Below are 23,381 nucleotides of genomic sequence, written 5' to 3'. Positions count from 1 at the left end.
ACGCGCGGCGATGGGGGTCGTTATGCACGTACAGTCGCACTTGGGTAGTCTGAAGTCACGGAAAACGGCACGTTCCAAAGCGGGCCTGGGCGCTCTACTCTGCGCCCTCTTCGCGGTCGCGATGATTCTCCTGCCCGCATCCGCCTTTGCGGATACCGAACCTGCTACCTCGTATGCAGGGGGCACGGGCACGGCAAGCGATCCATATCAGATTGCCAACGTGGCCCAGCTGCGCTACATGATGAGCGAGGTGAACAAGCCCGGAGAGCTCTCGGGCAGCACGTACACGCCCACTGCCGCGCAGACGGCCCACTATGCGCTTACCGCCAATATCGACGCATCAGGAGAAACCGCCTGGTCACCCATTGGCTGGGGCGAGCATACGACCATCGGCGAAGAAGGCGAACGCGTAGTCGATTACGCGTACTTCTGCGGCACCTTCGACGGCAACGGGCACTCCATCAAGCTCAACCAAATTGGCATCACCGACATGACGCTGCAATACAAGATGGCGTCGCTCTTCGGCGCCACGGCAGCGGGGTACGACGCCACATTCAGGGATTTCGACCTTTCGGGCACCACCACGGCCACAGGCGTGGGACAAATCGCCGCGGGCGTGCTGGGCGTTGCGGATGGCAACGTTACGTTCGAAGGCGTCACGTGTTCCGTTGCAGCCACAGCAAACGGCAGTAGCAGCATCGCTGGCGGCCTGGTTGGCAAGGCGACGGGGACTCTCACCATCGACGGATGCGAAACCTGCGGGCCCGTAAGCGGTATGAAGGCCGCAGGCGGCATGGTGGGATACGCGCTCGATTGCGACCTCTCGCTGCACGCATCGCGCAACTACCTGGACTTCAACGCCGCAAGCACCAACACGGGGCTCATTAGGGCGGGCAGCGTGGGCGAAAACGCTGGCAACGCCGGCGGACTCGTAGGCCTCTGCGAAGCTGAATCCGCCAGCACGCCACCCACGGTAACCATAAGCGCATGTGGCAACACGGGTAGCGTTTCCGCCTCTGCCGCAGGCGGCGGCCTCGTGGGCGCGAATAGCGGCTGCAAGCTGACCATCTCCAACTGCTTCAGCGCCGCGGAAAACGATCGCGAATACACCGTCATTGGAACCCCCGTAGGCGGAACGGCGTACCTGGGAGGCATCGTAGGACGCGCGCAAGGCGGACTATACCGCCTGGCCATCACGAACACCTATAGCGCAAGCCTCATGGGCAAGCAAAGCCAAGCCGACGGATCCACTTCCGTAGGCGGTATGGTGGGCCTGGCAGGCGTGGGCGAAGAAGGCAGCGAAATTCGCATTGGGAACTGCTACTTCCGCGGCGATGCAGCCGCAGGCTGGGCAGGCACGCGAGAAACCGATACCGGCGGACTCGTGGCACCCACCGTTAGCCAATCAAACGCCCTGCCCCTCTCGTTCGACGATTTGAAGCGACAGGGCGCAAGCAAACTGGGGGCATACTTCATCGACGGCCACGAAAGCTCAAAGCCCAACTACGGATACCCCGTGCTCTATTGGCAGCTGGGCCTGGAGGAGCCCTCGGTCAACCTGGAAGACGCCACTATCTCGTACAGCGAAACGGTAACGTATACAGGCGAAGCAATTCTGCCTTCCGACATCCGCGTCGTGCTGAACGGCACCGAGCTCAATCCCGATTCCGACTACACGGTTACGGGCAGCAACAACACCAATGTCACCACGAGCACGAGCCCCGCAACGTTCACCGTAACGGGTGCGGGCGCCTATGCGGGAACGCAAAACGGACCGCACGCTTTCACCATCGACCCAGCCAACCTGGGCACAAGCAACTGCACGTACACCGCTACCAGCACCTGGAACTTCGGCGGCAACAACCTGGTGCGCCCCACCATCACCATTACCAATGCCGCGGGCAAGCAGCTGCAGGAAAACGTCGACTACACCCTGGACTGGAACAGCGGAAATACGAAGACCGCCGCACCGCTTGGCAGCGTTGACGCGGTAGCCGTTCCCGGAGGCAACTACAGCGGCAGCATGCAAGTTCAATTTGCCGTTGCCGCAGGCCCCGATTCGTTCGCCAACGCAAGCACGGGCACCGAAAACGACCCCTACGTCATCGACTCCGTAGGCGCACTTGCCTACATGCAGTACTGCATCGAAAACGACTTCCCCGCCTATGGCTCGGCGCATTACAAGCTGACCGCCGACCTCGACCTGGTAAACACCGACACTTCGCCCCTTGTGCCCTCCATTGGCATTGCGTCGCCCTTTGCGGGAAGCTTCGATGGCGGCGGACACACCATCACCATGCATGCAGGCACCACGCAGCCCCTGTTCAATGCCATTTCCGGGTCACACGAGCAAACGGAAGTGAAAGACCTCGTGCTTGCCGGCACCATGTCGCGACCTGCCCTTGCAGAGACGGTGAACGGCGGAGAGACGACGTTCTACAACGTCAGTAGCAGCGTAGCCGTTTCCGCGTCTGCGGCCGATCTGGGAGGACTCGTGGGCGTCATGAAAGAAGGCTCGCTCACGTTCAATTCTTGCTTCACATCGGGCTCCGTCACCGACGGACTGGAAACCGAAGGCGTGGGAGGCATGTTGGGGCGCGCGCTCCCCAACGCGCACGTCGTGTTCCAAGACTGCGCCAACACCGGCAACATCCAAGCGCCCAACGCTACGCGCGTAGGCGGATTGCTGGGCTTTGCAGGCAGTGCGAATGGCGAATCCTGCGCAAGCAGCAGCGAGTTTCTGACGTCGTACAACAGTGGAAACATCACGTCACGCGGCATGGCAGGCGGCCTGGAAGGCTGCGGGTACAACGTACGCGTGGAAAGTGCATACAACACAGGATACGTTACCGTATCGGGTCTTGCCGCCGACGGACCGTATGCCGGCGGCCTGGTGGGCTGGGCGACGAGCCAGCTTACCGTAAAGCGCGCATACAACACGGGGCTCGTAACGTACAACGGAGTAGACCTTACGGGAACTGCGGCAGGCGCCATCTGCGGCGACGTTGCCAATGGGAACGCAACCTTCGAAAATACCCACTACCTGGAGCTTTCCTGCACGCAAGCGGCTGGAAGGCTGGCAGGGGACGGCATCACCAAACAAACGTCCGAAGTGATGCAGAGCGTGGACTTCGCCGACACCACGCTGGGCACGCCCTTCCATTTCGACTCGAACAACGTGAATGGCCACTTCCCCGTCTTCATCGCGAACGTTGTGGATCTAACCACCGAAACTGACGTGATCATCAACGTCGTTTCCCCGCAGGCATACACGGGCAAGGCCGTAACGCCCAACCCCTCGGTCATCGTGAAGGGCGTAACCCTGCGCAAGGACGTCGACTACACCCTGCAGTACGTCAACAATATCAACCCTGGCACCGCAACGGTATACGTCATTGCAACCGGCCACTATTACAAGGGCTCGCGCGTCGCTGCGTTCCAAATCGTAGATTCCAGCGGCACGAGTAAGCAAAGCATGTATCGCCTGTACAACCCGAACGGCGGCGAGCACTTCTACACGGCCAGCGCCGAGGAGCGCGACGGCCTGCGCAAGCTCGGGTGGAAATACGAGGGCATCGGCTGGACGGCGCCCGCAACGAGCAACACGCCCGTGTACCGCCTGTACAACCCCAACGGTGGTGACCACCACTACACCATGAGCGCCGAGGAGCGCGACTGGCTGAGGGGCCTTGGCTGGAAGTACGAGGGCATCGGCTGGTACTCCGACGACAACAAGACGACGCCGCTCTACCGCCTGTACAACCCGAACGCCAAGTCCGGCTCGCACCACTACACGACGAGCGCGAGCGAACGCGACGGGCTGCGCAAACTCGGCTGGAAGTACGAGGGCATCGGCTGGTACGGGCTGTAGCCCTTACCCCCTCGTTCTGTCCCGGGGCCGGCCCGCGTCCCCCTGCGGGGCACCGCTCCGCTGCTCGCGTGGCCTGGGCCCCTCACGGGCCCAGGCCTACGCTCGTGCGCTGCGCTGCTTCATGCTTTTACTTCGCGCTGCCCGGGGCTTCCGAGGCGTTTGCGGAAACTGCGTTTCCGCTCCGCCTCCGGAAGCCCCGGGCATAGCGCGTTTCTGGTTTGCTTTCAGAGTGCCCCCGCAGGGGGACGCGGGCCGGCCCTACAACCGGTGGTTGCGCCACAGCCCGTCCCATCCGTGCGGGACCTCTTGGGGACCTGGGACCGATCGGGAATCGCCTCACGGGCGCGGGCGCTTCGCTGCGCGCCCTGCTGCGGTTGGGTTCCACTCGCCGGGTCGTGAGGTCGCCGTACGGGCGCTCGCTTCGCTTTGCGCCCTGCTGCGGCTGGGTTCCTATTGCATAACTGCAAGGGTCGTCGGACGGGCGCGCAGCAGGGCGCCCGCGCCCGTGAGGCGATTCCCGATCGGGAAAGCGCGCCCCAAAGCGCGCGCTTCTGGGGGCACAAGCGGATTGGGTAGCGCTGCGGGGTGGGGGATGCCCTTGGGGGCACTCTGAAAGCAAACAAAAAGGCCCAGCTCAGCTGGGCCCGATTTTTCGCCTTGGGCGAAAAATCCAAGTATATGCATGAAGCAGCGAGCGCACGAGCGTAGGTTTCGGCCCGTGCGGGGCCGAAACCACGCGAGCAGCGGAGCGGGTGCCCCCAAGGGCATCCCCCACCCCGCAGCGCGGACACTAAATCATGAAGTATGCCACCAGGAACGCAGCCGACGTACCCCACATGAGCGGATGCACTTCCTTGAAGCGGCCCATGGCGAACATCACGAAGCAGTAGAAGATGAAGCCGAAACCGATACCATCGGTGATGGAGTAGGTCATGGGGATGCCAGCGATCGTCAGGAACGACGGGATGGCCATCGCAGGATCTTTCCAATCGATATCCGCAATCGAGCTCATCATCAGATAGCCAACAACCACCAGGGCACCGCAGGTAGCAGAGCTGGAAATCATGCCAATGATGGGAGCCAGGAACGCGCACAGCACGAAGCAAACGGCAACGACCACGTTGGAAAGACCCGTACGAGCACCAGCGGCGGCGCCGGCAGTGGATTCCGCGTAGCTCGTAATGGAGCTTGCGCCAATCCAGCCACCAACGGCAGCGGCGATGGAGTCAACAACCAGGATCTTGCGCAGGCCGATGATGCGGCCGTTATGCTCGGCGAAACCAGCCTTCTCGCCCACGGCGAACACGGTGCCGATGGTATCGAAGAAGTCGCTCATGATCATACTGAATACGAACATCAGCAGAACGGGCTCCAGGAACACCTGCAGAATGGCAATGGTGCCTTCAGGCGTAGTCTGAATGGGAGCGGCGAAAGCGCTGAAGTCCAGGCCGAAATTCCAATCGGTAGGCAGCACGGTAACGCCCAGCGGAATGCCCACGATCGTGGAAATGAGAATGGACCACATGAGGGCACCGCGTACCTTCAGCACGGTAAACCCAATGGCCAGAACAATCGACAAGATGGACACCACGGCCACGGGCTGGCGAATGCTGCCCATAGTAATCAGCGAAGCGCTGCTATCCACGATAAGGCCGCCGCCCTTCAGGCCAATGAAAGCGATGAACAGGCCAATACCAATGCCGATGGCATGCTGCAGGCTGGTGGGGATTGCGTTCAGGATGGCCTCGCGCAGGCCAAACGCAACCAGCAGCAGAATGACCAGGCCTTCCAACAGCACGCACGCCATAGCTACGCGCCAGTCGACGCCCGTACCCAGGCAGATGCTGTACACGACCACAGCATTCAGGCCCATGCCCGTGGCCAAAGCAACAGGACGGTTGGCAACTAGGCCCATGATCAGCGTCATGATAGCCGCACCGAAGCACGTGGCAGTGAGCGCCGCGTTAAACGACATGCCCACCAATTGCAGCATAGCCGGATTGACGGCGACCACATATGCCATGGTAAGAAACGTCGTCAGACCGGCTATAACCTCCGTTCGCACACTCGATCCACGAGCGGAAATCTTGAAGAACTCGTCCATTACCCAACCTTCCATTTCAAGACTCTAAAAACGGAGAAATTATAGCCCTATTGTTACGGAAGGGGAACAATACGAATACGCGAAAGCAACCAGAATGCACGCGCAAACAAGAAGAGGGGGAATTTAAAACCACTCGCGACGATCGCGAACGTACAGCATTTCGAAATCCTCGGGCGTGCGCGTAAGGTAGATAACGCCCTCGACAATGCCAATAACAGCCATGGCACCTGCGGAAATGCCGAAGCTCAAAATGCCAAGCACCAAAGACATGCCCATCATCATAAGGCCCGCGCCAAAATAGCCAAGGTAGAACTTATGCAAGCCAAGGCACCCGAAGAACAAGGCAAGCAGCCCCGCCACGACGCGGCTCCGATGGGGCGCATACGTTTGCTCACTCATGCGAATCTCCCCCGCCTTTCCCATGCGTCCCCAGCGCCATAATGCGCTCGCGGAAGACGAAGCCAAGAACCGCAAGCACACCCACGATGACAAACACCGCAATGCCCATGGCAAAGTTGCCCTCGGCCAGGCCCGACGCGGCAAGGGTTGACATAACGACCCCCGGAATGCGCGCAAGCGTGGTAATGGCTAAATAGCGCCCCATGGGCATCTCAGTAAGGGGCACCAGATACGTGAATACGTCTTTCGGCAGACCAGGAATAAGGAACAGGATGATCACCATGATGTCGAGCTTGCCGCTTTTCTCGAACGCCCGAAAGCGCTCGAGATGCTTCGTGGGAACCATGTCCTCCACGAATGGCTGACCCAGACGATGCACGATCAGGTAAATGATGAAGCTGGAGATAAGGCAGCCCACAAGGATGATGAGCGCGCCAAACCAAGGGCCATACAACATACCCGCAGCGATTTGCACGACTTCACCAGGAATGAACGCAACAATGACCTGCAGCAATTGCATGGCAAGCAGAATGCACACGCCAAACACACCGGCGTCCTGCACTTTGGCGATGACGCGCTCCACGCCACCCTCTTCAAAAAGCTCGCCAATGAACGGCCACACGGCCACGACCGCCGCAATAGAAACGACGAAAAACGCAATGAGCCCCAACAGCTTGAACAGGTCGGCCTTGGGAACCACATGCCCAAAGACGTTTACGGCCTCCGCATTCCGCGTGCCTTCCTGCTTCTTCTGCCCCATCTGCTCACCCACGAAAACTCCTGCACACTATTTTCCCGACTTCGGCTGGTCGTCACCCGAAACAGCCTTGTCGTACTCTTCCTTGAACGCCGAGAACATGCCCTTGGCACGCGTGAGCTGGCGCCCCGTAAGATACGCGCCCTTGTTGACGGCCTCGCCCGTGGCCTTCGCCGCCTTCTTCATGCCTGGCTTAGCGGACTCGGCAACCTCGCGGATCTTCTCCTGCGCAATCGCAGCACTCGCGCCCGCTTTTTCCGCAAGGCCGCCCTCCGACTGAAGGCTGAAGATCTCGTCGGAAACCAGAATGGCGCCCGTTTGGACGTCGTCGTCTTCCAACTGCTCGCCCACCTGCTGCTGTGTGGCAACCGCCACACCGCCAATGCCCAGGCGGAACCCCTTAATCATCTTCGAGGGAATAACCGTGCGACCCAGAAGCGCCGCGTCGAGCGAGCCCTTGTCGGGGCGAACGGCCACGATCTTGCCGCTGGACTGCAGAAACTCGATGTCGCCCACCGTACCGCATTCCTTGCCGCTTACCGTGAGGATGGGCATGTGCTCCCAGATGGTGCAACGATCCCAGTCGAGCCCCAGGCGCTTGATGGCCGGACGGCCGCACGCGTACTTGTCTTCGTCGTGAATGCGAATGCGCCCGTCTTCCATTTCGAAGCCATCGAGCGCAACGAATTCGTCCTTACGGCGGAACATGAGCGCCAAATCGGGGCGCTTTACCAGAAAGCCAACGCAACGTTTCTCGGACGGATGAAACACGAAGTAGCGCACCTTGCCAATGTGCTTGGTGCCACTCTTTCCGCCCACTACGCGCGTACCGGAAAGCGCCTTGGTACTGTATGTTCTTGCCGCCATGCGGACCCCCAGATAATCACAAAGCGGCACCCCCGTAGAGGTGCCGCCCAAAAAGAACCACTACATATTATTCTTCGGAAGCGCCTTCGGCAATTTCCTTCGGCTCTTCCGCAGCATCGGCAACCTCGGCCTCTGCCTGAATGGGCTCGGCAGGAGCCTCTGCCTCCTTCGCCTCTTCGGCGTTCTTGGCCACCTGCGCAGCGATGCGCGCACGCGCGGCATCGATCTTCTCACGCAGCTCGTCGTTACGCTCGGTGAAGACGGGCTTCACGTTGCCCGTGGCCGTACGCATGCGATCGGACACGTCGCTGATGGCGCCCTGGGCGGCTTCCGAAGCCTGGCCGTATACCGTACGAGCACTCGCGCTGGCGCTATCGTACACTTCCTGGCCCTTGACCTTCATATTGGCATAGATCTGCTGGCCGCGAGACTGAGCTTCGGCTCCGAACTGCTGAGCGCTGCCCCAAGCATCGTTGGCCTTATCTGCAACCAGCGCGCGCGTTTCCACGCCCGTGCGGGGAGCGTACAGCAGCGCGAGCGCCGCACCGATGCCTGCACCTGCTACAAACCATCCGAATTTTCCACTCATTGCTGCCTCCTATTCACCGTGTTTACGGTTGCAGTGCCAATGTAGTGCCACGAGGGCTTTCAGCCATTATAGAATACTCTTCGCAGATGAGACGTGCGGTTTACAAGTCGTAATAATAGGAATTGACGGTCAAAAGCAGGAGGTTGGGGCATTGCGCCCCAGCTGTCTACTCTTCCGACTTTTTGCTAGCCATAAACTGAATCACGAACGCAACGACGCACAAAACCGCTTCGAAGATGGTGCCCATCCAAAAATCGCCATACGCAATAAAGACAGCCACGAAGTAGAGGATGCCCGCAAAGAGAGCGAGCAACGCAATGTCGCGCTTTGCCAAAGCTGCAATGTTCATAGCAAGGGCAACCGCCGACACAATCGCCCACGGCACAAGACGCGAAAACGCGTAATCGATACTGTATTGAGCGATAGACGACAACCCGCCCAATCCCGTTGCGCTCAGCGCCGTACTGGCGCCAGCACTGATATACGCATAGTAGACTCCAAACCCTACCAAATTCAGAACCCCCAGAATCAACGAGATGATGAGAAGCGGCTTTACGGCGTTTTTCATAAGTCCCCCTTTGTTGTACGTGGTTTTCATACGCCAGTCCCAAGTTTCACCTTGCGAGACGCCAGTTTCATTAACTCGGAGTGTATAAATAGCAATTTCTACGGCATGCAATGAGCCAAGCCCCCGGCGAGCCACATTGCACTCCCCGCGCAAAATAACCTTTGCACCACAAATGCATCCGAAATGGCACAAACGCACTACACTTATTCCCATGGGAAGGGACGAATCGACAGAAACCTCTTTATCGCCCTACCTATCCAAACTTGGGGTCTGGGCGTTCTCAATAGGCTGCAGCATTGGCTGGGGCTCGTTCATCGTGACTTCCAGCAGCTACCTACGCCAAGCCGGCGCATGGGGAAGCATCCTGGGACTTCTGCTCGGAGCGCTCATCATGATCGTCATCGCGCGGAACTACCATTACATGGTGAACTGCTTTCCCGACGCAGGAGGCGCCTACACCTACGCGAAAGAAGTATTTGGCCACGACCACGGCTTCCTTACGGCCTGGTTCCTCTTCCTAACGTACATAGCCGTATTCTGGGCGAACGTGACCTCCCTGCCGTTGTTCACGCAATACTTCGCAGGCGACATACTGAAAATCGGCTTCCACTACACTCTCTTCGATTACGACATCTACCTGGGCGAAGCCGCACTCTCGATTCTGGCAATCATCCTTACCGTGCTTGCTTGCATGCGTTCGCGAAAGTGGACGATGCGAGCGATGGTTGCCATGTCGGCGCTGTTCACCATCAGCATCCTAGCGGCATTCATTGCCTGTGCGTCACGCCTGGGATCACCGGCGTTCTCCATCGACCCCGGCTTTGTTCCCAACGCTTCCGAACTATCGCAAATCGCCCTAATTGCATCCATTTCCCCCTGGGCATTTATAGGCTTCGAAAACGTATCTCACTCGGCGCCCGAGTTCAATTTTCCGCATACGCAGCTCTTCAAGATCCTCCTTGCGTCCATTGTGTTCACCACCATTCTCTACATCGCCGTAATGCTGATGTCCACGATGGTGCATCCTCCGCAATACGCAAACTGGCTGGAATACATTTCCGACCTAGGCAATCTAAGCGGCATCGAAGCACTGCCCGCGTTTTATGCCGCCTACGCCCTCCTAGGCGATGGCGGAGTCGCCTTGCTGATGCTCGCCCTGCTCGCACTCGTTCTCACAAGCCTCATCGGCAACGTCATCGCGCTCAGCCGCATGGCATACGCCCTGGCAAAAGATGACATATTGCCAGGGCGTTTAGCCTACGTAAACAAACAGGGCAGCCCGCAGAACGCATTGCTGGCAATAGGAGCTGTATCGTTCGTGGTGCCCTTCATTGGCCGAACGGCCATTGGGTGGATCGTGGATGTAACCACTATTGGTGCCATCATCATCTACGCAATCGTCTCCGCCTCCACCTTTAAAATAGCGCGTGCGCGCGGCGAGCGCACCGAGCGCACCACAGGAGTGTTGGGTGCGGCGATCATGATTGCTTTTGGCTGCTACCTGCTCATTTCGGGCCTCATTTCCTCTGACGTCATGGAACCCGAATCGTACTTCCTCTTTGCCATCTGGGGGCTATTGGGGTTTGCCGCGTTCCGCATCCTGCTCGCACACGACAAGAAAAAGCGCTTCGGGCGCTCCACCATCGTATGGGTTGGCCTTTTGTCGCTCGTCATGTTCGTGGGGTTTACCTGGATGGATCAAACGCTCATGGGATCCGAGCGAACCGCCGATTCCGCCATTTCCTCGTCGTATGACGTCAATACGGAAACGAACGAAACCGTTGCCTCGAACAAGACCATGCTGCATGAGCAAATCCAGGATCTTCAAAAGCGCAGGCTCATCACCATGCTCATGGCAGCGGGGCTCTTTACCCTTGCATCAATTCTGCTCATCACGAACTTCGCGCACGTGTCACGATGGGCCCGGGAAAGCGACGATAAGTTGGGCAAGACCTGGCTTGTCATCTACACCAACCCCATAACGGGGCTCCCCTCCATGATGCGCTTTTTGGAAACGGCGCCGGAAGTCGCCGAGCGCATCCGGGAAAACGGCGGTACGCCGGCGCTTATAGCATTCCGTTTGATGGGCTACAAAAACCACATCGAGAATTACGGCCATGAAAACGGAAACAAGATACTGCGAGCAATTGGCAAGGAGCTCGTCTCCGCTTTCGGACGGGAAAACTGCGCACATGCGTCAGACGAACATTTCTACGTAATCGCCCCACTCGAAGACGTCGAACCCAAAACGTTCAATGTCTTCGAAGCTTGCTCCGCGTATCACGAATCATTGCGCCTCCCCCTCAAAGCAGGCGTATTTCCATGCCAGCCCGACGACGACATCGCAACAACGGGAATCAATCGAGCGAGAACCGCCTGCGATAGCCATTCGAAGTCGTGGGAATCGGAATTACTCTGGTACGATGATGAACTCGGCGCTGAAGTGAAAATGCGCTCATACGTATTGGAAACGGTAGACGAAGCCATAGAGCATCGCTGGATTAGACCATATTATCAGGCCGAAGTAGATGCCCATACGCATCGCATCTGCGGCGCAGAAGCACTCGCTCGCTGGATCGACCCCAACGTTGGCTTTCTCTCTCCCGCTCAATTCATTCCCGTACTCGAAGAGGCAGGGGTTCTGCACAAGGTAGACCTCCATATGATCGACTGCGTAACAGCCGACCTCGCACGAAAAAAGAGCCAGGGTCTCCCCGTCGTTCCCATTTCCGTAAACATTTCGATGGATGACCTTGCAAAATTTGACGTTACGCACGAAATATCGAAACGAGCGGATGAAGCGGGAGTAGAGCGTTCATTGCTACATATCGAGTTCACCGAATCGGCGGCAATAAGCGATGCGGGAATGCTGCAGGAAGCCGTCGACGAACTGAAGGCAGCGGGTTTCGAAGTGTGGATGGACGACTTTGGAAGCGGATACTCATCGCTGAACTCGCTGAAGAACTTCAACTTCGATGTCGTAAAGCTAGACATGGAATTCCTGCGCGACGATAAAAACCCGCGCACGTGGGATGTAATTGCGGGCATCGTGCTCATGGTGCAAAAGCTGGGAATGCGCACGCTTGCGGAAGGCGTGGAAACCGAGGAGCAGGCAACGCGTCTAGCCGAAGCAGGCTGCGACATCCTACAAGGCTACTACTTTGCAAAACCCCTCTCACTTGAAGAGATAGATGCCAAGTACAAGGACGAGAAAACCGCGAGCAGGAAATAATGACTGTCCCCAATTTCGTACAATCGGAAGTGCGAAACGGGCTACAATATCCCAACAATGCGAAAGGCTTCGCATAAGCCCACAAGCGCCTTGGCTTTTCCTTTCTCTCTTGCTATTCGCCAGAGCGCATCGATGCAAGCTATCTTCGCATATCCAAAAAGAACCGCGCTTCCGTGGGCTAGGCGCGGTTCTTCGTTATGGCAGCTGAAAGAACGAATGGCTACTTTGCTTCAGGCCTTTTCATAGCTACGGACGCGATGGCGCACAGAATACCGCCAATCGGCCACACTGCCCAGAAGTACGAGCAGACGGCAGTGAGAGTCGCATTACCCATGTCGGAAGCAGCCATGGAGCCGAAGAGCATCAGCAGGCCAAGCGCCGTTGCGACCAGCATGATGATTCCACATGCACGCGAGATACGCGGGTCGTTGTACTCGTTCTTTTCGCCCTCGCGCTCGCGATTGTAGTTCTCGACGTCCATCAGGCCATGAATGATGCCGCCATGAACAATGAGCCATACGCCCACTGCAATAAAGGCGAGCATTACCGCACCACCAGACTCGCGCAGAAGATCGTTCGAGGAGACATCCGCAACCGCAGCAGTGGCCACCCCCAGCACGATGAGCACGATGCCAATCGTAATGGAGCGAGCGAAACTACGCTGCTCGGCAGCTTTCTGCTTCTCGGTATAGAAGTCCTCCACGAAGGGATGGGACTTGGCGAACGACGAATGAGCCATGCCCGCCGGCAAGATAAACGCCAAGCCTAGAGCAACGCACAGCAAGAACGCCGCCGGGGAGGCAGCCTCCGACACGCTGCCCAGCGCCAGCGCGTCAAACAGCGCAGCCAGGGCAAAGCCGACAATGATAATGGCGACGCCCGTCGCGACTTTCAGGGCGAACGAACGCATGTGGGCATCGTAGCCGCACACATCATCTACGGGCGTGCCCTCGGGAATGACCTCCCGCGCGTCGACCTCACGCTGCGTGAGATCGCCAGAGACCAGCTCATCGAGCGTACAATCAAACAGGTCGGCCATGCGCATGAGCTTATCGACATCGGGCGTCGACTGGCCAGCTTCCCATTTCGCCACCGACTGGCGGGAAACGCCCAGCAGCATGGCAAGCTGCTCCTGCGTCATGTTGCGCTGCTGACGGAGGTGCAACAGGTTGTCCCTAAACTTCATTTCTAACTCCTTAGCGGTTTTGCGTTGTCGTTCGTTGCGCGCACCGAGAATAATGCGGTTGCAAACGGCAAAAGGCCATACACCCTGCTTGGCAAACTGCCAAAAGCTGGCAACCAGCAGTTGCATTGCCTGGTCAAGGGCATATTATGCCGAAACATATTCATTCTTGCCACCCCAAGGGAAAAGGTCGAAAAGGGCAATCATCTACCCGTGCGCAACCGCCCGGTGCGCCATACAAGCCTTTGAAAAGAAACAGTACGCCCTTCGCAACCATCTACGTTCACAAGTTGCATTTTCCCAGGTTGTGATACCCTATCTGCTTGCGCGACAAAAGCGCATCATCGAAGCAAGGAGTGTAACTATGTTTTGTCCGAATTGCGGCAAGCAACTTGCCGAAGGCAGCTCGACCTGCGATTCCTGCGGTACGACCGTACCCAACCAGAAAAGCGCCCAGCAGGCAAACGCCACCTACGAGGCACCGCAGCAGCCCAACTACCAGCCTGCAGCCAATCAGAAGGTCTACGCCCAGACCACCGGCACCTCGCGCGCCCTGGCCATGAGCGTCTACTGGGGTCTGCTCCCCCTCATCTTTGCCGCATGCGTGGCCGACAAGGACACCGATCCCTTCATCAAGCACCATCTGAACCAGGCGCTCGTCATCTTCATCGGTTCGATTATTTCAGCTTTCCTGTCCATCATCCTCATTGGCGGCATCCTCGCCATCTTCCTGCTCGTTGTCGGCATCATGGGCACCGTTCAGGCCTACCACGGCGAGCTCACGGAACTGCCCCTCGTGGGAAAGATCAAGCTCCTGAAGTAACAGGGTCTTCCATAGCAACGAAAAGAGCCACCAGCAAAGCCGGTGGCTCTTTTTACGCTCTATCTGGACAAATGCGCTACGCACCCACAATGAGGTTATTGATGAAATTCGCGGCATCGCGGAACGCGGCAAACGACTCAATGTCGCTGAGCATGGATACCTGCACGCGCGCAACGCCACGCTCTTCGTCGAGCCATTCGGTCACGCCCGCGTATACGTAGTCGGAACGCTCCGTTCGCTGCGTAAGCAGGTCGATTGTGACATGCTCCAGCAAATGAGGCAAAGGAGTATGCTCAATGGCGCTTGCAAAGGTATCGCCATTCTCATTCACGCAAGAATGATGCGCCAGGCTGGGCATCTTCTCCAATGCGCGATGCGCCATGCCCGGCGTGGTATAACGCAGCGCAGGGCTTACGCGCACGCGGCACACCATGCGATCGGAACGCACGGTAATATGGTCGATGACAAGCGGCAAACCCGCCACGGAATGCTTTCCACGCGGGGCATTCTCCGCCTGTTTGCCTTCCTGCTCCTGCATGGGAGCCTGAGACGTCACTTCTTCCATAGGTCCTCTTTCTAGTTCACGCGGGTAAGCACCGTTGTGCCCGCCCCCGGCGTTTCCGTCAATGCGTTGTCGCTGGCAACGCCCAGGATAACCAGCCAGTCCGTCGTACCACCGTCTTCGATAACCAGTTGCTGCCGGTCGGGACTGAAATGGTAGGCTGCCTGCCCCTGCGCGTTAGCATACGTAAATGATATCGTTTTCGCCTGCGTATCAATCGTATAGGCATATGAAACGGTATCGGTAAGCTGCATCTGGCTGCCATCGATAATGAGAGCAGCGCCCTCCTGGGAAATCCATTCGCCTTGGATATCGGCGGCATCGTCGTAGCGATACCAGATATCCCACACGCAATACGCCACTGTTGCGCCTACGGCAAGCACCACCGCCAACACGCAAGCGAGCACGATCTTCGTGCGCTTCGATACCTTGGACGCTCGTTTGGGCGCGGCATCCTTGGGCGTTTGCTGAGACTTCGCCTCTGCCACCGCCTGCGCCTTTTGCTCGCGCGCTTCATGCTGCGAGCGCATCTGCGCAGCACGCTCCCGAGCGTTCACCGTTGCGCGACGCGCCTGCTGCTTGGCATCTTCGCCCACGGACTTGCGAACGCTGGGCCTAGCATGCGCACGCGCAGAAGTTTCCTCCTGCGCGCTTGCCTGAACCTTCTTCTCTTTGGCCTCGCTCGCCTTCGAACGCTTGCGGGGCGTGGGCTTTTTGGGATTACTCCGGCTCAATGACCGTAACCCCGCCCATGTAGGGCACGAGCACCTCGGGCACGGTAATGGTGCCGTCGGCGTTCTGATAGTTTTCCATGATGGCGGCCATGGTACGGCCAACAGCCAGACCCGAGCCATTCAGCGTGTTCACATAGCGCGTGCCCTTGAAGTTCTCGGGGTCGCGGTACTTGATGTGCGCGCGACGCGCCTGGAAATCGCCACAGCAACTGCAGGAGCTGATTTCCTTGTAGTCGTTGTAGCTGGGGAGCCACACTTCCAGGTCATACGTCTTGGCAGCGGAAAAGCCCAGGTCGCCCGTGCACAGCGTAATGACGCGATACGGCAGACCCAGCTGCTGCAGAATGTATTCCGCCTCTTCCGTAAGGCTTTCCAGCTCGTCGTAGGCCTCTTCGGGCTTGGCGAACTTCACCATTTCGACCTTGTCGAACTGATGCAGGCGAATGAGACCACGCGTATCGCGGCCCGCACTGCCGGCTTCCTCGCGGAAGCAATTCGTGAACGCGGTATAGTACAGCGGAAGGTCGGAGGCTTCCAACACTTCGCCGGCGTGGATGTTCGTAAGCGGAACCTCGGCCGTGGGAATGAGGTACAGGCTTTCATCCTTGGTCTTGAACAGGTCCTCTTCAAACTTGGGGAGCTGGCCCGTGCCCGTCATGGTCTCACGGTTCACCAGGCTGGGGCACCACCATTCCTTGAAGCCACGGCTGGCATGCGTGTTGGCCATGAAGTTGATGATTGCGCGCTCCAGGCGAGCGCCCATGCCACCCAGCAGCACGAAACGGCTGCCGGAAAGCTTCGTGGCACGCTCGAAGTCGATTATGCCCAGGTCGGTGCCAAGATCCCAATGGGCCTTGTATTCGAAGTCGAACTCACGCGGGGTGCCCCAGCGGCGCACCTCGGGGTTCTCCGTTTCATCCTTGCCCACGGGAGTGGACTCGTGCGGAATGTTCGGAACGCTCATGAGCAGCGTATGCATGGCCTCTTCGGCCTCGCGATGGGCAACGGCGAGCTCGTCGAGCTTCTCGTTGATGGCGCGAACCTTGGCCTTGGCCTCTTCGGCCTCGTCCTTCTTGCCCTGGCCCATGAGCGCGCCAATGCTCTTCGACATGGCGTTGCGCTCGGCCTGCAGGGCCTCTTCTTCGGTAATGACAGCGCGACGCTTTTCGTCAAGCTCACTGAAACGTGAAGAATCCCAGGGGAAGTTGCGGTTCTTCATCGCGGTTGCGACAAGTTCTGGGTTTTCTCTTACGAAACGTGCGTCGAGCATGATGCCTCCTGCTAGAGCTGATAGTTCTACATGCCCGCGGTTGTTGTGTTTTGCGGCAGAGCACCGCGAAATCCGCTGGGCTAATGCGATGGAATAGTATACTCTATTCAGCAACTATCCTTTGAAACTACAACGTAAGAGGCATGCATGGATTTCGAGGCTGTATATCATTTTCTGTTCGAATCGTACGCTGGCTTGGGCGTACTGTTCGCCGCAACCATCGTCATCTGCCTCATTGCGTGCGTCATCATGGAACGCCGTACGCGCCAGATCTACAAGAACCATGAGAAGTCAGAAGACGACTGGAGCTTCTTCGACGACGACGATGACGACGAGGAATAATCCTCCCAACGCACACTGCTGGAACTTTTGGGGCGTCCGATGGGCGCCCCATTTTTGTCGCCGGAAGGCCCCGGAGACCCGCCCGCGCATCCCCCTTCGGGACACCCGCTCCGAAGGAGAAGCGCGGACGGGCCCGCACACGCTACAGCCGAATAAAGTCATTTACGTAAATAACCGCAACCGAAGCCAATTTGGCATTGATTGCAACGTACCCTAGTCGTAGAATGTGCCGAAATCATACCAAACTGGAAGGAATTACCTTGAACAAGCCGCTCTACCAGCGCGAAGGCGCCTACATTCCTCGCATTGCCGCCATTCACGATCTGTGCGGATACGGTAAATGCTCGCTCGGCGTGGCAATCCCCGTTCTCTCGGCAGCAGGCTGCGACGTATGCCCCGTCCCCACGGGCCTGTTCAGCAGCCACACGGCCTTCCCCGGATGGTACATGCACGACACCACCGAAATCATGGAAGACTACCTGAACGCATGGAAGGGCATCGGCGTGGATATCGACGCCGTGTACTCGGGCTTTTTGGGCGCACCCGAACAGGTAGACCGCATTCGCGACGTATACGAAACGTACCCAAACGCCATTCGCGTGGTGGATCCCGTTATGGCCGACCATGGCAAGGTATACCCCACCTACACGCCGGAGTTGTGCCAGGCCATGAGCGAACTGGCCGCGGGCGCCGACATTCTTACGCCCAACCTCACCGAAGCCGCCATCATCCTGGGCATCGAATGGCCGGGTGCCGACATCTCCGAAGATACCGTCCACAGCATGATCGACGGCCTGTTGGAGAAGGGTGCCAAGAACGTCGTGTTGAAAGGCATCGACCACGGTGACGGCAAGATCCACAACTACGTGCAGGGCGAATCGGTAGACTTCACCGTCACCGAAAACGAACTGCTCCCCTACATGCTGCATGGCACGGGCGACCTGTTTGCTTCCAGCCTGATGGCCGCCGTTATGGCCGGCCGCGACGTTGCGGAGGCCACGCGCTTCGCCAGCGACTTCGTGGTACGCGCCATGAAGGTCACCAGCCACCAGCCCGATTTCCAAAACCGCGGCGTGAGCTTCGAGCCGCTGCTGGGCGAAATCGCCAAATTGCTGCAGTAGTCCGATAGCACAAAGCTAGCAACAGGGGGCGCGGAACTTCGACTTCGCGCCCCCTGTTGCATTTCGGAGAGCGCGAACGGAAGACGAGCGGAAAACGAAAGCTCGGTCACGATGGGGCCCACAAGGCCCGCGAACACGCCCCGCCCCACGCCCAGGTGACAGGGGGACGTACCTACTGTCACCTTGGAAATCACCAGGTGACAGTAGGTACGTCCCCCTGTCACCTTGCCATCCCGAAAAACAAAAACGGCGACCCGGAGGCCGCCGATCATTTTGGTGCGGGTGAAAGGACTTGAACCTTCATGGGGTTGCCCCCATACGGACCTGAACCGTACGCGTCTGCCAATTCCGCCACACCCGCATGGTGCTTCGTTCGCTTGCCGCGAACAGGCAGGAAAGAATACTAGCGTACGCCGTCGCCCTTGGCAAGCGCTAAAAACAAGTTATTATGGCCTGGTACACATTTTTCGCACGATTCGCCGCCAACGCAGCGTTTATCGGGCGAAATCGTGGACCACACCACGAAGAAAAGCCCGCATGCCTTGGCATGCACCACTAAAACGCACCGCAAACGAAGGAACCACGTGGCCGAAGGCGAACTCATACTCAACCGATACAAACCCCTGGGCGAAGCTGGCCGAGGCGGGTTCGGTACCGTGCAAGTTGCTTTCGATACGCGCATCAAGCGCCGCGTTGCCGTGAAGAGCATGCAGATCGACGAGCGCATCCTGGCAGCCACGGAAAACGGCGATGCCTCCTCCCTGCTCGACCCAGATGGATCGCCCATCTCCGCCAGCGACATTCCCGGACTCGACGAAGCCCGCACCGCAGCCATGCTTCAAGACCCCAACATCGTGGGCATCATCGATTTCGAAGCCGAAAACGGCACCGCCTACCTCATCATGGAGTACGTAGACGGCATCACGCTCACGCGCCTTCTTGACGAGTTCCCGCAAGACCTCACGCCCGACGTCATGGCGGCCATCTTCCAAGACGTTTCTCACGCGCTGCAGACGGCCCACGAAAACCAGGTGCTTCACCTGGATATCAAGCCCGACAACGTGCTCATCAACCATCAGGGGCAAGTAAAAGTGGCCGACTTCGGCCTCTCGAAACTTTCCGACGCAGAAGGCTTCTCGAAGGCAGGTGGCGGGACCATCGGCTACATGCCGCTCGAGCAAATGAGGCTGGAGCCCCTCGACGAACGCTGCGACGAATGGGCGCTTGCCGCGCTCACGTACGAAATGATCGCGGGCGAAAACCCCTTCTTTGCCCCCGACTTGAAACGCGCGCAAACGGCCATCGAGGAAGCGGAGCTGGTACTGCCATCGCTCTGCCTCGACGGACTGTCGCCTGAAGCAGACGACGTGCTCTTCTACGCGCTCGACCCCGACCGCGACGAACGTTACGACTCCGTGGAGGAATTCGCCGAGGAATTCCTCCCCCACCTGGGTTCGCCCCGCGCGGGCCACAAGCAGCTCGCAAGCATCGTAGACGCCGCTTGCGAAGATACGGGCGAAGCGAAGCAACCCGCCACACCCAGCCTGCCCCTTGCCGAGCGCCTGCAGGAACGCACGCGCCGCATCGCATATCGCGCCTGGTCGGGCATTGGCTCCGGCCTTCTTGGCTTTGCGGCATTCGCAAACATGCCAGCCATTGGCGACATGACCGCCCCGCCTTTCTGGGGCCTCGTCGCACTCACCATCGCTCTGGGGGCCGCATTGCCCAGTGTGGGCATTGCCGTTGCCGCCATCATATTCGGCTGCGCGCTCATCGCGGGCAACGCCACGGGGGCGGGCATGCTCCTCGTGGGCATCTCCATCGCATGGTGGGCCATCAGCGGACATGCTCGCTTGGGCGAGCCCCGCGAAGAGGGGCAACGCTCTCACATCCTGGAAGCAGGTGCTTCCGCAGCATGCGTACCCACAGGCGGAGCCATCGGCTGCGCCCCACTTGCTCCTCTGGTATGCGGGTTGAACCTGCGCATACGAGACGCCATCTCCACGACAATCTTCTGCTTCGCATGTGCCCTATTCCTAGGCGCGCTCGGAAGCTCGAGCCTATCATTCTGGAACCCCATTGCATTCTGGATGGGCATCGATGGTGGGTACTTGGGAAGGCTTGGGCTCATGCTCTCCAACCCCGCCACCTGGATTATCGGCGCAACCTGGCTTACGGCGGCGCTTGCCGCTTCGGGGTTCTCGCTGCGCGGGACGCGCGCCTGGTACATGGCGGGCACCATCATCGCCAGTCTTATCCTTGCCGCAGGAACCTGCCTGGCAGCATGGATGGCAAGCAGCCAATCGTCGGTCGCACCCATGTTCACCGACGTCCTCGGCCTGGTGGCAGCATGCGCCGTCGCTCTCTTCACCGCCTGGATCAAAGAATAGCGAGCGCATTTGCCATCATTTAAGTCTCATTTAAGCTTCGCATGGGACAATCTCCTCATCCATACAGGGAAAGGGGACAACCATGCGTGCAAAGACACCCATCACATTCGGAATCGCATGCGCATTAGCGCTGGGCATTGCACCTTCCTACGCTCTTGCACTCGACTCGAGCAGCACGGCCTTTACGTTTTCCGAAGAAAACTCCTCTTTGGAAATCACGGAGGACGGAACGTACACCCTATCGGGTTCGTGCAGCGAAGGCACCGTCAACATTGCCAAAGGGCTTGAGGTCACGCTCATCTTAGACGATCTCTCGCTGGCTACCAGCGCCGATGGAACCGACACCATTACGATTGGCAAAAACGCATCGGTTACCATCGTGACAGACGGAGCGAGTACTATCGCCAATAACGACACCGTTACCGGCAGTGCGGCAATCAAGGCGAAATCGGGCTCGTCCCTCACCATCGTGGGACAAAGCGAAAACGACAATACGCTTACCGCAACAAGTGCGGGTAAAAACGCCATCAAGGGAGCCACGGACGCAACGGTCACGATTGGCGGCGACACCAACGCGGAGAACAATTTCTCCCTCGCCATCGAAGCCGCAAACAACGGCATTGCGAGCGACGGCAGCGTCGTCATCAACGGCGGCACCATAAGCATAGAAGCGGGCAACGACGGTATAAAGGCGGCGCCCGACGAAACGGATACAAGCAGCCGCGGCACCATAACCATCAATGGCGGCGACATAGATATCCAGAGCGCGGGAGACGGCATTCAGGCCGACACCTACAATGGCCTGAACAGCGTAGACGGCGAATCATACGGTACCGTTACCATTAGCGGCGGCACTATTTCCATAGAAACGGGCACAGGCGACACAACCGGGGATGGCATTCAGGCCACCGGAGACCTCGTCGTCACAGGAGGAAACATCGACATAACCACGTTCGGTGGATCGAACAAAGTTGGAAACGACTTGCCCGCGGACCCCGATGACGCGTCGGACACGCAATCGGCCAAGGGCCTGAAGAGCGACCATGCGATTACCATAAACGATGGCGACATCACGCTCAATTGCGCAGACGACGCCATACACGCGAATGCCACCGAAATCACCAGCGGAACCTCCACCACCATCGCGTCCGACGGAAGCGGCATGGTAACCATTTCGGGCGGCTCCATAAACGCATCCTCCGATGATGACGGCATTCACGCCGACGTTGACCTCGTCATAGGGTCAACCAACCAGGCAACCGAAGAGCCCGCCATCACAATAGGCTATGCGCTTGAAGGGCTCGAAGGGGCCACCGTGTCCGTCTATTCGGGCGCCATCGACCTATATACCAGCGACGATGGCATTAACGCCGCCAATTCCACGCTGGGAAGCAATTCCAACGCATACCCCTTCCTGCTCACCATAGAGGGAGGAAGCATCCTCGTTAACGCCACGGCTACGGGAACCGATGACGAGGGAAACCGGGCGTCTGGCGGCGACGGGCTCGATTCCAACGGAAGCATCATCATGAGCGGAGGAACCGTCGAGGTATACGCAGGTTCGAACGACAACGGCGCAGTCGATTACGGCGACCTGAACAGCGATGGCTGGACGCAAACGGGCGGTACCCTTGCCGCATTCGGAAGCAGCATGTCCGTAACGCCCACGTCCGGGTCGCAAGCCTACGTGATGTTCGGGGGCGGAAACGGCGGCGGAACTCCCGGCGGCACCCCTGGGGGAACTCCAGGCGGAGGCTTCAGGCCCTTCACGTCGGATGATGATTCTTCCCTCAGCACCCAATCGAGCACGCTCAACGCAACGGCAACGGCGCAAACGCCCTCGGGCAGCACGCCACGAACGAGCTCGGGAAGCGTGAGTATTTCATCCGGCGACACCGTTGGCATATATGCGGCGAATGATTCGTCCACGCCATTGAGCACCTACACGGCAAAGGGCTCCGCAAGCTACCTCATCTACTCATCACCCGAGCTAGCGAGCGGCACGAACTACACGCTCGCGAGCGTCACCAGCCAAGGTACGTCCTCCGGAAGCACCGGAAATGACTCCCAGGGCCAAGACGCGACAGACGGGGAAAGCAACTCCGGCGGCACCACGGAGGAAACGAACTCCGACCAGAGCTCCGCAACGAGCACCGTTGCCATGTATCGCCTGTACAACCCCAATTCCGGCGAACATTTCTACACTGCCAGCGCAGAAGAGCAGGCACATCTCGTGAAACTGGGGTGGACGGACGAAGGAATAGGCTGGCAAGCGCCCCAAAGCGGAAACGCCGTCTATCGCCTGTACAACCCCAACGGAGGAGACCACCACTACACCGCGAGCGCATCGGAGCGGGACTGGCTCGTAAGCCTTGGCTGGAATTACGAGGGCATAGGCTGGTATTCCGACGAAAATAAGACGACGCCCCTATACCGCCTGTACAACCCTAATGCCAAAACCGGATCGCACCACTACACGACGAGCGCGGCAGAAGCCAACAACCTCGTCGAACTCGGGTGGAACTACGAGGGCATAGGCTGGTACGGCGCGTAATGGGCCAACGCTGGC

The 23,381-nt window shown here is 58.7% G+C and carries 17 protein-coding genes and 1 tRNA gene; 7 read left to right on the top strand and 11 right to left on the bottom strand.

All coding sequences use genetic code 11. The features are described 5' to 3' along the window. The first annotated feature begins 22 nt into the window (after positions 1–22). On the top strand, positions 23–3,871 hold the full coding sequence (locus E7002_RS07240) for a hypothetical protein (RefSeq protein WP_303728193.1): 3,849 nt from the start codon (positions 23–25) through the stop codon (positions 3,869–3,871). Positions 3,872–4,661: 790 nt separating this feature from the next. On the opposite strand, the gene E7002_RS07235 is transcribed toward E7002_RS07240, so the two are convergent. From E7002_RS07235 to E7002_RS07210, 6 genes are all read right to left on the bottom strand, one after another. Further along, positions 4,662–5,975: an NCS2 family permease gene (locus tag E7002_RS07235; RefSeq protein WP_303728192.1), complete on the bottom strand. Its 1,314-nt coding sequence runs from the start codon at positions 5,973–5,975 to the stop codon at positions 4,662–4,664. A 123-nt stretch (positions 5,976–6,098) separates the two neighbouring features. Further along, a complete protein-coding gene (locus E7002_RS07230; RefSeq protein ID WP_303728190.1) occupies positions 6,099–6,374 on the bottom strand; it encodes a TM2 domain-containing protein in 276 nt (91 codons plus the stop codon). Then, positions 6,367–7,146: a TVP38/TMEM64 family protein gene (locus tag E7002_RS07225; RefSeq protein WP_303728189.1), complete on the bottom strand. Its 780-nt coding sequence runs from the start codon at positions 7,144–7,146 to the stop codon at positions 6,367–6,369. Before E7002_RS07225 ends, E7002_RS07230 begins: the two co-directional genes overlap by 8 nt. Positions 7,147–7,161: 15 nt before the next feature. After that, positions 7,162–7,998, bottom strand: coding sequence for a PRC-barrel domain protein (locus E7002_RS07220; RefSeq protein WP_303728188.1), 837 nt, complete (start codon positions 7,996–7,998; stop codon positions 7,162–7,164). A gap of 67 nt (positions 7,999–8,065) precedes the next feature. Beyond that, positions 8,066–8,587: a YtxH domain-containing protein gene (locus tag E7002_RS07215; protein ID WP_303728187.1), complete on the bottom strand. Its 522-nt coding sequence runs from the start codon at positions 8,585–8,587 to the stop codon at positions 8,066–8,068. 166 nt (positions 8,588–8,753) lie between these two features. Further along, positions 8,754–9,290, bottom strand: coding sequence for a hypothetical protein (locus tag E7002_RS07210; RefSeq protein WP_303728186.1), 537 nt, complete (start codon positions 9,288–9,290; stop codon positions 8,754–8,756). A gap of 37 nt (positions 9,291–9,327) precedes the next feature. Between E7002_RS07210 and E7002_RS07205 the strand changes: the two genes are divergently transcribed. Then, entirely contained in the window at positions 9,328–12,387 is a 3,060-nt protein-coding gene (locus E7002_RS07205) for an amino acid permease (RefSeq protein ID WP_369692499.1), read from the top strand. A 220-nt stretch (positions 12,388–12,607) separates the two neighbouring features. On the opposite strand, the gene E7002_RS07200 is transcribed toward E7002_RS07205, so the two are convergent. Further along, positions 12,608–13,573: a helix-turn-helix transcriptional regulator gene (locus E7002_RS07200; protein ID WP_303728184.1), complete on the bottom strand. Its 966-nt coding sequence runs from the start codon at positions 13,571–13,573 to the stop codon at positions 12,608–12,610. 361 nt (positions 13,574–13,934) lie between these two features. Between E7002_RS07200 and E7002_RS07195 the strand changes: the two genes are divergently transcribed. Further along, complete coding sequence (locus E7002_RS07195) at positions 13,935–14,393, top strand: zinc-ribbon domain-containing protein (RefSeq protein ID WP_303728183.1); 459 nt, start codon at positions 13,935–13,937, stop codon at positions 14,391–14,393. Between the two features lie 76 nt (positions 14,394–14,469). On the opposite strand, the gene E7002_RS07190 is transcribed toward E7002_RS07195, so the two are convergent. The 3 genes from E7002_RS07190 to serS are packed head-to-tail and all read right to left on the bottom strand — an operon-like array spanning position 14,470 to position 16,959. Next, positions 14,470–14,958: a hypothetical protein gene (locus E7002_RS07190; protein WP_303728182.1), complete on the bottom strand. Its 489-nt coding sequence runs from the start codon at positions 14,956–14,958 to the stop codon at positions 14,470–14,472. A gap of 11 nt (positions 14,959–14,969) precedes the next feature. Beyond that, on the bottom strand, positions 14,970–15,689 hold the full coding sequence (locus tag E7002_RS07185) for a hypothetical protein (protein WP_303728181.1): 720 nt from the start codon (positions 15,687–15,689) through the stop codon (positions 14,970–14,972). Next, positions 15,676–16,959 (bottom strand): serine--tRNA ligase, encoded by a 1,284-nt coding sequence (serS, locus tag E7002_RS07180; RefSeq protein ID WP_303728179.1) that lies wholly within the window; start codon positions 16,957–16,959, stop codon positions 15,676–15,678. Before serS ends, E7002_RS07185 begins: the two co-directional genes overlap by 14 nt. A gap of 147 nt (positions 16,960–17,106) precedes the next feature. Here serS and E7002_RS07175 point away from each other — a divergent pair, with 147 nt between their 5' ends. Both E7002_RS07175 and E7002_RS07170 read left to right on the top strand, forming a co-directional pair. Further along, the gene (locus E7002_RS07175) at positions 17,107–17,301 is read left to right on the top strand and encodes a DUF6724 family protein (RefSeq protein ID WP_066663711.1); all 195 of its coding nucleotides are present in this window, start codon (positions 17,107–17,109) and stop codon (positions 17,299–17,301) included. A 224-nt stretch (positions 17,302–17,525) separates the two neighbouring features. Next, on the top strand, positions 17,526–18,422 hold the full coding sequence (locus tag E7002_RS07170) for a pyridoxamine kinase (protein WP_303728178.1): 897 nt from the start codon (positions 17,526–17,528) through the stop codon (positions 18,420–18,422). A 274-nt stretch (positions 18,423–18,696) separates the two neighbouring features. Here the strand turns inward: E7002_RS07170 and E7002_RS07165 are convergent. Next, a tRNA-Leu gene (locus E7002_RS07165) sits at positions 18,697–18,783 on the bottom strand. 223 nt (positions 18,784–19,006) lie between these two features. Here E7002_RS07165 and E7002_RS07160 point away from each other — a divergent pair. Continuing rightward, positions 19,007–20,812, top strand: coding sequence for a serine/threonine-protein kinase (locus E7002_RS07160; protein WP_303728177.1), 1,806 nt, complete (start codon positions 19,007–19,009; stop codon positions 20,810–20,812). Positions 20,813–20,894: 82 nt separating this feature from the next. Next, complete coding sequence (locus tag E7002_RS07155; RefSeq protein WP_303728176.1) at positions 20,895–23,366, top strand: carbohydrate-binding domain-containing protein; 2,472 nt, start codon at positions 20,895–20,897, stop codon at positions 23,364–23,366. Positions 23,367–23,381 lie beyond the last annotated feature (15 nt).

Origin of the sequence: Denitrobacterium detoxificans (genome assembly GCF_015062615.1) — a bacterium.
GTDB classification, from domain to species: domain Bacteria; phylum Actinomycetota; class Coriobacteriia; order Coriobacteriales; family Eggerthellaceae; genus Denitrobacterium; species Denitrobacterium detoxificans_A.
Note: the sequence above shows the minus strand (reverse complement) of the source record. Positions and strands in the feature narration are given on the sequence as shown.

Bases quoted from the DNA above. Each gene is read 5' to 3' on its own strand.
- E7002_RS07240 (WP_303728193.1), top strand. From the start codon at position 23: ATGCACGTACAGTCGCACTTGGGTAGTCTGAAGTCACGGAAAACGGCA.
- E7002_RS07235 (WP_303728192.1), bottom strand. From the start codon at position 5,975: ATGGACGAGTTCTTCAAGATTTCCGCTCGTGGATCGAGTGTGCGAACG.
- E7002_RS07230 (WP_303728190.1), bottom strand. From the start codon at position 6,374: ATGAGTGAGCAAACGTATGCGCCCCATCGGAGCCGCGTCGTGGCGGGG.
- E7002_RS07220 (WP_303728188.1), bottom strand. From the start codon at position 7,998: ATGGCGGCAAGAACATACAGTACCAAGGCGCTTTCCGGTACGCGCGTA.
- E7002_RS07215 (WP_303728187.1), bottom strand. From the start codon at position 8,587: ATGAGTGGAAAATTCGGATGGTTTGTAGCAGGTGCAGGCATCGGTGCG.
- E7002_RS07205 (WP_369692499.1), top strand. From the start codon at position 9,328: ATGCATCCGAAATGGCACAAACGCACTACACTTATTCCCATGGGAAGG.
- E7002_RS07200 (WP_303728184.1), bottom strand. From the start codon at position 13,573: ATGAAGTTTAGGGACAACCTGTTGCACCTCCGTCAGCAGCGCAACATG.
- E7002_RS07195 (WP_303728183.1), top strand. From the start codon at position 13,935: ATGTTTTGTCCGAATTGCGGCAAGCAACTTGCCGAAGGCAGCTCGACC.
- E7002_RS07190 (WP_303728182.1), bottom strand. From the start codon at position 14,958: ATGGAAGAAGTGACGTCTCAGGCTCCCATGCAGGAGCAGGAAGGCAAA.
- serS (WP_303728179.1), bottom strand. From the start codon at position 16,959: ATGCTCGACGCACGTTTCGTAAGAGAAAACCCAGAACTTGTCGCAACC.
- E7002_RS07175 (WP_066663711.1), top strand. From the start codon at position 17,107: ATGGATTTCGAGGCTGTATATCATTTTCTGTTCGAATCGTACGCTGGC.
- E7002_RS07170 (WP_303728178.1), top strand. From the start codon at position 17,526: ATGTGCCGAAATCATACCAAACTGGAAGGAATTACCTTGAACAAGCCG.
- E7002_RS07155 (WP_303728176.1), top strand. From the start codon at position 20,895: ATGCGTGCAAAGACACCCATCACATTCGGAATCGCATGCGCATTAGCG.